At 28.7% G+C, this 10,647-nt stretch carries 10 protein-coding genes and 1 tRNA gene; 2 read left to right on the top strand and 9 right to left on the bottom strand.

What is annotated here, in order from left to right:
- Positions 1 to 285: ATP-binding protein (locus tag Q326_RS0106985; RefSeq protein ID WP_026894727.1), on the top strand; the 285-nt coding region annotated here is incomplete at its 5' end.
- Between the two features lie 571 nt (positions 286 to 856).
- On the opposite strand, the gene Q326_RS0106980 is transcribed toward Q326_RS0106985, so the two are convergent.
- From Q326_RS0106980 to Q326_RS0106965, 4 genes are read right to left on the bottom strand one after another with little or no spacing between them, the layout of a single operon-like run.
- Positions 857 to 2,659 (bottom strand): DUF2326 domain-containing protein, encoded by a 1,803-nt coding sequence (locus tag Q326_RS0106980; protein WP_026894726.1) that lies wholly within the window; start codon positions 2,657 to 2,659, stop codon positions 857 to 859.
- Complete coding sequence (locus Q326_RS0106975) at positions 2,656 to 2,898, bottom strand: ABC-three component system middle component 8 (protein ID WP_026894725.1); 243 nt, start codon at positions 2,896 to 2,898, stop codon at positions 2,656 to 2,658. The genes Q326_RS0106980 and Q326_RS0106975 overlap by 4 nt, the downstream gene beginning before the upstream one ends.
- Positions 2,882 to 3,427: an ABC-three component system protein gene (locus Q326_RS0106970; protein ID WP_026894724.1), complete on the bottom strand. Its 546-nt coding sequence runs from the start codon at positions 3,425 to 3,427 to the stop codon at positions 2,882 to 2,884. The genes Q326_RS0106975 and Q326_RS0106970 overlap by 17 nt, the downstream gene beginning before the upstream one ends.
- Positions 3,424 to 3,612, bottom strand: a complete 189-nt coding sequence (locus Q326_RS0106965; RefSeq protein ID WP_026894723.1) for a hypothetical protein — start codon at positions 3,610 to 3,612, stop codon at positions 3,424 to 3,426. The genes Q326_RS0106970 and Q326_RS0106965 overlap by 4 nt, the downstream gene beginning before the upstream one ends.
- A 378-nt stretch (positions 3,613 to 3,990) precedes the next feature.
- Between Q326_RS0106965 and Q326_RS19065 the strand changes: the two genes are divergently transcribed.
- Positions 3,991 to 4,197: a tyrosine-type recombinase/integrase gene (locus tag Q326_RS19065; RefSeq protein WP_084489569.1), complete on the top strand. Its 207-nt coding sequence runs from the start codon at positions 3,991 to 3,993 to the stop codon at positions 4,195 to 4,197.
- A 64-nt stretch (positions 4,198 to 4,261) separates the two neighbouring features.
- On the opposite strand, the gene Q326_RS0106955 is transcribed toward Q326_RS19065, so the two are convergent.
- The 5 genes from Q326_RS0106955 to Q326_RS0106935 all read right to left on the bottom strand — a co-directional run bounded on the left by Q326_RS0106955 (position 4,262) and on the right by Q326_RS0106935 (position 10,641).
- A tRNA-Lys gene (locus tag Q326_RS0106955) sits at positions 4,262 to 4,338 on the bottom strand.
- Between the two features lie 128 nt (positions 4,339 to 4,466).
- Positions 4,467 to 6,149 carry a peptide ABC transporter substrate-binding protein gene (locus Q326_RS0106950; RefSeq protein WP_026894722.1) on the bottom strand — a complete coding sequence of 561 codons (1,683 nt, stop codon included), beginning with the start codon at positions 6,147 to 6,149 and terminating at the stop codon, positions 4,467 to 4,469.
- 102 nt (positions 6,150 to 6,251) lie between these two features.
- Positions 6,252 to 7,721: a 4Fe-4S dicluster domain-containing protein gene (locus Q326_RS0106945; RefSeq protein ID WP_026894721.1), complete on the bottom strand. Its 1,470-nt coding sequence runs from the start codon at positions 7,719 to 7,721 to the stop codon at positions 6,252 to 6,254.
- Positions 7,722 to 7,738: 17 nt separating this feature from the next.
- Positions 7,739 to 8,914: a SpoIIE family protein phosphatase gene (locus Q326_RS0106940; protein ID WP_250160319.1), complete on the bottom strand. Its 1,176-nt coding sequence runs from the start codon at positions 8,912 to 8,914 to the stop codon at positions 7,739 to 7,741.
- Positions 8,911 to 10,641 (bottom strand): [Fe-Fe] hydrogenase large subunit C-terminal domain-containing protein, encoded by a 1,731-nt coding sequence (locus Q326_RS0106935; protein ID WP_026894719.1) that lies wholly within the window; start codon positions 10,639 to 10,641, stop codon positions 8,911 to 8,913. The genes Q326_RS0106940 and Q326_RS0106935 overlap by 4 nt, the downstream gene beginning before the upstream one ends.
- Positions 10,642 to 10,647: the final 6 nt, after the last annotated feature.

Raw genomic sequence — 10,647 nt, 5'->3', positions numbered from 1 at the left:
AAGAAATTTGAGAAATATGATTTGATAATAGCAGATGAACTTGGATATATTTCTTTTGATAAAGAAGCCTCTGAGCTCTTATTCACCTATCTTTCCTTAAGAGCAGGAAGAAAATCTACAATAATAACTACAAATTTATCATTTGAAAGGTGGGATGAAATATTTAAAGATCCAGTAATGACAGCTGCAATAATAGATAGACTTACACATAAATCATATATTGTAAATATGAATGGTAATTCTTATAGATTAAAAGAAACTAAACTTTGGTTAGAAAAGCAATAATTTTTTTACCTTAACTAGAGGAGAATTCGATTAGAATTTAGAGGAAATTTCGGTTGACAAATACATATAGTTATAAATGTGGCAACCAAGCTATTTATACAACTAATTATATAGTTGTAAATTGTGCAATAGATGTATTGTGTTGGTTCAATATATATGATTTGCAAAAAATTTATAAGTGTGTATTTCAAGACATCTACCCTCGTTTTATAATTATTACAAAAACTTAATAATGTTTTTTAAAAAAATAAAACTATAGTTGATATAGAAAAGTCAAAGCTCCCTTTTGATTCTATAGAAGAAGACGTGATAATGGTAATAATAGTAATTATTCAATAGCTTTGGAAGAAACGAACAACAGAAAAAAAGATATAAAAAAGTTGATTAGTGATTTATAAGAATGAATTATTATATCTATGATATTAAAAAGCTCCTTACTAGCTTGAAATTTATTCTTGCTAGAAAGGAGCTTTTTCAATTAAACACAGATTTATTTACATCACCACTTACCAAAAAAATCTTTTCTCATTTGCTATTATTATTATATTTTTAAAACTATTTATATTTTTAATTAAAAACTCAAACCAAATAATCGTCCTCTATCTTCCTTTTCATCATCAAGAACAACACAAATCTCATTTTCTTTAATATTATATAATTTGTCATCGCTTGTACGAGGTATATCATCTTCTAACATAGTTAAAATGTACTGTATATTATTATCTTTGCATATACTTCTTATTGTATCTAAATACCTAATTTTTTTCGTATTAGACATTGATTCAAAACTTCCATCATGATATACAAATTCAAAAAATCTATTATCTTTATAATTCATTAATAATGCTAAATCAAAACATACACAAAGCATTTTCTTATATGAGTAGCCATCTGCTTTTGAAGTTAGTCTATCTTCCTCATTTAAACTAGTTATTTTAGCTTCAAATTCAATGTTATCAGAAGTATTTATTTCGTAATATAAAATAGCAGTTTCATCTAATATTTTATCTACCAAATCTGTGAATGTATCTTGAATAGACACAAAAAACGGATTTTCAGAATTAAAATTCACCTTTCCTTTACTTATAATGAAATCTAAATCTCTAATTAATTTTTGTTTTTTAATAAAAATTTCTTCTAATTTACTAGTATTATCGAGCTTATTTGACAATTCACTTATTTCATTCTCTAAATTAACTAATTCTAATTGATACTTTTTAAACTTAGTAAATGAATCCTTTTCTTTCAAAACACATAAGATTTCATTTCTTCTATTGTTTAATTTTTCTAAATCACTAATAACATTATTTAATTTTTTTTTCTTTTCTTTTAAATTATCAATTAAAAATTTATTCCTTTCTTCAGTAATTTTTCGATTAAAATCAATTAACTGATTATAATTTCTTTTCAATTGATCAGGTAAAAAAATATTTACTTCTTCAAATATTTTTTTTACTTTATTTATATCAAACTCAATACTTGTTGCATTCATTGATTTTTCGATTTCACAAATATCATATTTTAAGTTATATTCCTCTGTATTTAATTGAGATATTTGCCCTTCAACTTTTTCAATTAATTCTTTACTTAAATCTCTTTCTTTAAAATAAAAATCAAAACTGTCAATTTTTTCAGTAACTTCATCTCTTTTCTTTTTCTTAGCACTAATAAATGCTTTTAATTTATTTAACTCATTAATATTTATTTTGAATTCGTCTTCTAATTGTTTGAGTAATTTATCTTTTTCATTAATTTTTGCTTCAATTTCATATTTTTCTTTTATTAGATTACCATCAAAACCTAATAAATCAGCTAATGCAGGCTTCCAAGAAATATCTTTGCCTTGAAATTTATTAAGCTTAAAAATTTCATCATAGTCATACTGAGTTCTTAAAAAATAATTAATATACTGTCTATAATCATACGAAAATAATTCATCAAATCCAATTAGTCTGTTTAATATAATTTTAGGACTTCTTTCAGGCAATTTTGAGGTCAAAGGTAATTCGCTATAATCCCAATTATTTTCATATATATAATTTTGATTTTTTCTTTCATGAAATTTAATATAGATTTTTGTATTCTTTTCAACGCCTCTTTTTATTGTAATATATTTATTTTCTGCTAATTTTAATTCCATATAAAAAATATGGTTTTTAAACTTTGAAAAATTTTCTTTTAAAAAATGTCCTTTTTTTAGTTCTTTTAAAAACATAAAATCGATTAATTCTATTAAAGTCGTTTTACCTAAATTATGAGAGTCAGAGTCAAGATTTTCTTTATTAATTATACGACCAAGCACTATGTTTAATCCATCGTCAAATTTAATATCTTTAAATCTACTATCATTTGAATAAATTTTAGAAATTTTCATCCTATCAACTCCACACTGTCTTTTTCTTCATCATATTCTATAACTCCTAATACAAACAAAAAATTTAATGTATTTAAAAATAATTCATTAATATCTTCTTCAAGTTCATTACATATTTTGCTGTATAATTTATAATATAATATTCTTTTTTCTTGTGAGTTTTTTAATTCTTGAATAATCAAACTGCTTATATTTAATATTGAAAATTTTAAATTCATATATTTATGTGGTTTTATCATATTTATCACCTATGTCACAATTATAATACATATAATGTAAAAAAATCCAAATTAAATTCTTATCACATTTTAAATTATAATCATTATTTTCAACAATGTAATTATATATAACATCAAATATTTTCTCAAAATATTCAAATTGATTTCTATTACATATTATTTTATTATTTAATTCATTTGCGGTACTTAAATATTTTTTTAAATATTCTTTATTCCTTATATTATATAAGAAAGATTCAATTTTATGAAAGTGGTTTAAACTATTTTTTTGTATGTATTTAAAATATCTTTCGGTAAGATTGTTAATACGATTTTTTTCTTCAATGTTTGGTCTGTAGAAATCATCATTCTTTTCAATTATATTACACATTTCTTTTATTTCTTCAGAAAAACATAAAATAATTTCCTCTATATCTTTCTCATAAAATCGTATTGGATGTGGATCATAATGATACTCTTTTTTAATAATATCTCTTCCTGCCACATTATTGTTATCTCCTAATAAAAGTTGCATTAACTTTTCCATCATTTTATATCTCTTCCTGCCATATTGTTATTCTTACCAATTGACACTTGTTTCCCTGTTTTCACTGAGTTATCTATTTTAATTTTATTACTTAGTTTTATTACTTTATTAGCAAGGAATATTGATATTAAAAGTGAAAGTATTGAGCTTATTCCTGAAACAATATTAAAGAACTTAACACCATCCATAAAAACACTCTCCTATTCTAATAAAAGCTTATAATACTAATAAATTTATATATTTCGATTATTTTCCAATATTTATATTTCTACAACCAATATTCTTTTCCCTTCTTTATTTGTAATATTTTTCATTTTGCTTACATGTTCAATATGTTTATGCTACAATATAATCAAACACTAGTTCGTAAAAGGAGGTATACAATGGCTAAAAATCAAGAAGTCAAGGTAAAGGAAATATAAGACAAAGAAAAAATGGAAGATGAGAAGCTCGATATTCATTAGGCAAAGATTACAATCCTCACAATCTAGTTTTTACTAATATTTATGGTGCACCTATAAGCTTTAGTACCTTTTCTAAGAGTTTAAAGAGAGTCCTTAAGGCAAATTGGTCTACCTTTATTATCTCCACACGATTTAAGGCATACATTTGCTACTAGAGGTCTGGAAGCAGGTATGGACATGAAAGAATTGCAAGAATTATTAGGTCACTCTTCCATGAAATTAACATCTGATTTATATACCCATGTGTTATTAAAGCAGAAAAGAAAAGCTATGGATAAGACTGCTCATATTTTCAATGAAATCCAATAGGGGTCAAATAGGGGTCAAACATAAAAAATGCTCTCAGACTAAAGTCTGAAAGCATTGATTTCACTGGTACTCCTTCAGGGATTCGAACCCTGGACACCCTGATTAAGAGTCAGGTGCTCTAGCCAACTGAGCTAAAGGAGTTCGTCCAACAACAAATATCATTATACTACTGTTGATTTATTTTGTCTAGTGTATATACTATTTTTTTCTATAGTAAATACCTATAGAAATAGTATTTACTATAGAAAATTATAAAGTGCCTTTAAAATTTAATGTGTCAATATATTTACCCATTTATATTCATTGTCAACTCCTACTGGATATCTTATCAATCTTTGTACATAACTCTTTTGTAAAAAATTCCTAGCCTCAAAAAATAATGGTGACACTGGCATTTCCTCTATCATTAATTTTTCTGCCTGTAACATATAATTAAATCTTTCTTCTCCAAAACTATTGGCTGCTTTGTTCATCAATTCATCGTATTTACTATTACTCCAATAAGAATCGTTATTTCCTACCCCTGTTATAAATATATTCAAAAAAGTCTCTGGATCATTATAATCTGCTCCCCATCCTGCTATGCCAAATGTGTATCTTTTTTCATCATATCTCTTTAGTCTTTCAGAGAGTTCTAACGACTCTATCTTTACATTTAAATCTAGATTGTCCATCCACATCTGTTGTAATCCTTTACCTAGTTTTTTATGTCTATCAGAATTTCCTATTATATAGGCTATATGTTGTTCTAAATCTTCCTTAGTCTTATTCAACTCTTTAAGACCTTCATCTAATAATTTCATCAATGTATGTTTATCTATATTTTCATCATTAATATCATCAAATAAATTTCCATTTTCATTTCTAAAATGTGTATTATATTTCCCATTTATTCCGTATGGTACTATACCATATGCAGGTATTGAACCATCCGCAAGGATATTCTCTGTTAAAGATTTCCTATCAATGGCAAGGGCTAAAGCCATCCTTATCTTTTTATTCTTAAAAAATGTATCTTCATTGTTAAACTGCAAATAATATGTGTTTCCAGTGATCATATTACCAAATTCTTGTGTGTCCTTATAAATATTTATATATTCGCTAGGCACTTCTATTACGTCCAATTTGCCCTTTTTATACAAATTTACAGCAGTATTTGTATCTTCTATTACTGTTATTTCTATATTATCTAACACTACATTTTTTTCATCCCAATACATATGATTTTTTTCTAAAATTATATTGCCATCTTTTTCCCATTTCTTTATCTTAAACGGTCCATTTGATATTATATTTTTTGGTGCTTTAAAATAGGTATCCACATACTGTTCAATATCCCCATCTTTTATAGGAAAAAATGTAACAAAAGATATCAAATCTATAAAATAATCCGATGGTTTCTCTAAAGTCACCTGTAATGTGTGCTTATCTATAACATCTATCCCCACTTCTTCTGAAGACACACCTTGAGACTCATTATACTTCTGAGCATTTTTTATATTAAAAAGCAAATAGCTGTATTGAGATTCGGTTTTAGGATCCAATACTTTTAACCATGATTCTTTAAAATCATATGCTGTTACATAAGTACCATCAGACCATTGAGCATCCCTTAATTCAAATGTATACACTGTTTTGGTTTCATCTATTTCCCACTTCTTAGCTATTCCTGGTCCCACTGTTCCATTGGAGTTTAATCTTACTAATCCTTCAAATATTGCATTTAATAAATCAAAGGATACATTGTCTCTAGCAGTTTGAGGTAGCAATTGTGGTGGCATTGAATTAAAGCCCATTCTTAATACTTGATTTTTGCCCAGTCCTTTTTCATTATCTTCAGTTTGATTTTTTATATTCTCTAATTCATTAGTTAATTTATTACAGCCTGTAATCAATATGAAAAATATTAAACTAAATACCAACAATACCTGCACCTTTATATGTTTTGTCATTCAATTTTTCCCCCTAATATGGATATATTACATTATTTTAATAAAACCGTTATAAATATAATACTAAAATTTCATTTTTTTGTCCAAAAGAAAAAGACCTCTTTATAGGTCTTTTTCTATCTCTCTTTCCAATTCTATACCGTCTATATTAAATATCCTTATACTATCTTTTACATCCTTCTCCATTGCTTCTTTCCCATATTTATCTACTTGACCCCTATCTTTGGGACCATGATGAAGAGATGCTGGACCTCCTATACATCCTCCTTCACATGCCATTCCTTCTATAAAATTGCATTTTAATTTATTTGCTTTGGCTATTTTTAATGCCTTTTCACATTCTTTCATCCCTTCGCAAATTACAGGTTCAAAGTCTATATCATATTTCTCTTTACCCACAACATGTCTTATAGCCTCTGTTAAACCTCCACTTCTAGCAAATACCCTACCATAAAAAGATGCATTATCTAGAGAGTCCTCTTCTAGATATTCTAAATCTATCTCTGCACCATCTAACATCGCCGCTAATTCTTCAAAGGTAATAACATAATCAGTAGTTCCATATAAATCCTTTTCTTTTATCTCCATCTTTTTTGCGATACAAGGTCCTATAAATACAACCTTGGCATTATCATCAATATTCTTAATCAGTCTAGATATAGCTATCATTGGAGACACCGAGCTTGACACTTTATCTTTAAGCATGGGATAATTTTTATTTATATGAGACACAAAGGCTGGACAACAGGAACTGGTCATTACACCTTTATCCTCTATAGTTTCTTTAAACTCTTCTGCCTCATGTTGAGCCACTATATCTGCTCCCAATGCTACTTCTACTACATCATAAAAACCTAGTTTCTTTAAACCATTTACTACTTGCCCTATCTTAGCATAATAAAATTGACTAGATATCGCAGGGGCTATAGCTGCATATACATGTATATCTTCTTCCTTTGCTCTATTTAACAAATCTATAACCTCAACTATAAACGATTTATCTACTATCGCACCAAAGGGACACTGATATACGCATGCACCGCATTGTATACACTTTTCATTATCTATGACAGCCTTTTTATCTTTATCTATAGAAAGAGCACCCACTGGGCACGCCTCTCTACAAGGCCTCATAACATCTGCTATTGCATTATACTGGCATGCTTCTCTACATCTTCCACACTCTACACATTTATTATTATCTATATATGCCTTATGACCAACATGACGTATAGCACCCACTGGACATGCCTCTGAACATCTATGTGCAAGACATCCTCTACAAGCTTCAGTTACTACGAATCTATTTATAGGACAAGCATCGCATGCTATATCTAAAACCTCTATTATATTCTTGTTTTCTTTATTTCCACCCATAGCAAGCTCTACTCTATCTTCTATAATTGCCCTTTCTTTATATATACAGCATCTACTTCTTGGTTCAGGACCTGGTATTATGGTCTTTGGTATTTTATGTCTTTCTTCTTTTATAGTGCCTTTAAATGCTAATTTAGAAACTTCTTTTAATACTTCATATTTTATTAATTGAACTTGATTCTCAAATTTTCTCATTATTTACACCTCCAGTGCTATATATACGTTATATTGGTTATTTTACCCATGCCTTCCATCAATTGAGCCAATTCCTTAACCACCTTTAATTTTATGCTCAAGTCTATAGGCAAACTAGGGTTCTGATGAGCAGGATTTACTGCTTTACCAACCCATAAATTCAAATGAGTACAGTCCTCTATCAAGATTTTAGCTAATTTGGATGCACCATCTTCTCCTTTTAGCATATATGCAGTATTTTCATCATGGAAAAAATTTATATGCTTTTTTATCTTCTCCACTGTTTTACTCAATGTTAAAACCCCTTCAGTAACCAAATCTATTCCGTTGATTTTAGCTGTGGGTGGTACATCAGGGTCTATAAAGTCTAAATTTACAACTAGTTCTTCATCCAATTCCCTTGACACTATTTTTGCTGCTGTCCCCCCACATACAATCTTTTTGCCATTGCCTTTCATCAACTGTCTAACCACAAAATTATCATCTTCTTTATCCTCTGGAGGTCCAGTAAATAAATCTATATACTCAGCCTTTCTTACTCTAACAGTAACCGCAGTAGTATCATCACCAGGTTTATCTGCATAGAGAGATTTACAAGTTTCTATTAAATTTTTAGAAATATTTTTGGAACATTTTTCCATATAAGACTGTCTCTCCATGTAATTACACACATTTCCCCACTGCCATCCTAGGTTCAAAAAACCACCTACTCCAGCATGTATAACACCATCACTCACCAGTGTTACACAGTCTCCTTCTTCTAATCTAATAGTACTCTGTTTAACCTTTTTATCGTTCATTATGATTTCTCTTTTGTTTAATTCTATATGTTTTCCATTTCTTATGAAAAATAATGGTGGATTATCATATTCAAATATTGAAGCATTATAATTACTATCTATTTTAATTATGGCAAAGGTAGAATATGCTAACTTTCTAACATTACATACTGGCAATGTATTGGCTATAGTATCCACTGTTTCATATATACTGACTCCTGATTTTAACATAGTCCCTGCTATTTTAGTTGTCAATGTAGCCAGTATATTTGCCTTTACACCACTTCCCAATCCATCAGCCAACACTATAATTATTGAATCCTCAGTTCTTATAACTTCTACCTTATCTCCACATAATTCCTCTCCATATTTATTCAAGCTATCGGAAGATACATCTATAAAAAAATCCATCATAGATCACCTTCTTCACCGATAACTATCTCTTTTAGCTTAGTCAATGTAACTTTAGTTTCAGCAGTAGTTTCTCCCAACAAACTAGCTATCTCTTGAGCAACCCTCATTTGTTTTTCTATTACTTCCTGTGCAGCATTTAATGTTCCTTCTTTTACCCTAGCCAGTTCTTTTTTATTCTTTTCTTCATAAGTCACATCGGTCATTATTGCCATCAATACATTTTCCTTTTCTAGATACAATATATTTTCAAACATTACTTTGTTATACTCTTTATAATATACCTTTATCCCTACTAGACACTTTTTAGTTTCCTTTACCTTTCTAAATTTACTATCATCCATAATCATTGCTATAGGCTTTCCTATTATATTTTCAGCCTTTATCTTAAATATCCTTTCAGAAGCAGGATTCATCTCTTTTACATTCAATTCTTCATCTAATATCAATATTATATTAGGACTATTTTCAAAAATAACATTTCTCAAACTCTCTGCCTTTGCCCTCATAAATGGCAAACACATATTTATCTCTGACATACCTTCATATACTGACTCCGCCTTTTCTCTACATGTTCTATATCCACAGGCAGTACAATTTAATTCATCTTCCTCACCATGTTTACCCATTTTCCTCAAAATTTCTTGTAATTCTTCTTCTGTCGCCTTTTTCCTCTTTACCCTTTTATTAAAATAGGTCTTCTCAAAGCTTATCTCCTTTTCCCATTCTAGTAATTCCCTTAAATCTTTATCCGCACAGATTTCTTTAGACTTGGCATAATTTTTAACCTTTTTTTCCCTAACATAGTAATTTACTCCATCTTTGGGCATGCCGGGTCCATCAACACAACTTCCTTCGCAAATATTTAACTCTACACATATATCCTCTATATCTTCATTTTGTATACATTCTAATATCTCTTTACATCTTTCTACTCCATTTACTTGTATCAATTCATAGCCACCATTTTCTATCTCTGTTTTACAATTCTCAGCCAATCCTCCTATAGGAAAGGAACTGCCACCTTCATATGAATTTGCATCAAATTTGGTATTAGATAATTGATTTAGTATTATATCTTCATTTTCAAACCAATCTGACAATTCATCAAAACTTAATACTGCATCTATTATTTGACTATGTTGGAAATCCTCGGCCTCAGATTTTTTAGCAAGACAAGGACCTATGAATACTACATAGCTATCCATACCATACATATGTTTCAATATTTTTCCATGTGCTACCATAGGAGATACTACTGGTAACATATATTCTACTAATTGTGGATAATATTTTTCTATAATTAAATTGGCAGATGGGCAACTGGTGGTTATTATATTTTTATATTTGCCTTCCCTTATATATCTTTTATAGTACTCAAAAACTATTTCTGCCCCTATAGCTGTTTCTTCAACTATATCAAATCCCAAATTTTTTAATCCTGTTACAATCTGTTTAGGGTTATCCATATCAAATGCCCCTACAAATGATGGCGCAACAGTAGCTATGACTTTTTTATTATCTCTTATAGCATCCTTTACCTTACTGACATCATCCTTTATACTAAGTGCCCCTTGAGGACATATAACTTGACATTTACCACAGTATATACATACATCATCTACTATTTCCGCATGATGCTCTAGTATTGTTATTGCTTTAGAAGGACATGTTCTTAAACATTTATAACAATTATTGCATTTATCTTTATCAAAATCAATAAATTTCATAGACAA

This window comes from Clostridiisalibacter paucivorans DSM 22131, from assembly GCF_000620125.1.
Taxonomy (GTDB): Bacteria; Bacillota; Clostridia; order Tissierellales; family Clostridiisalibacteraceae; genus Clostridiisalibacter; species Clostridiisalibacter paucivorans.
The sequence above is the reverse complement of the archived record's forward strand: the minus strand, read 5'-3'. Positions and strand labels throughout refer to the sequence as shown.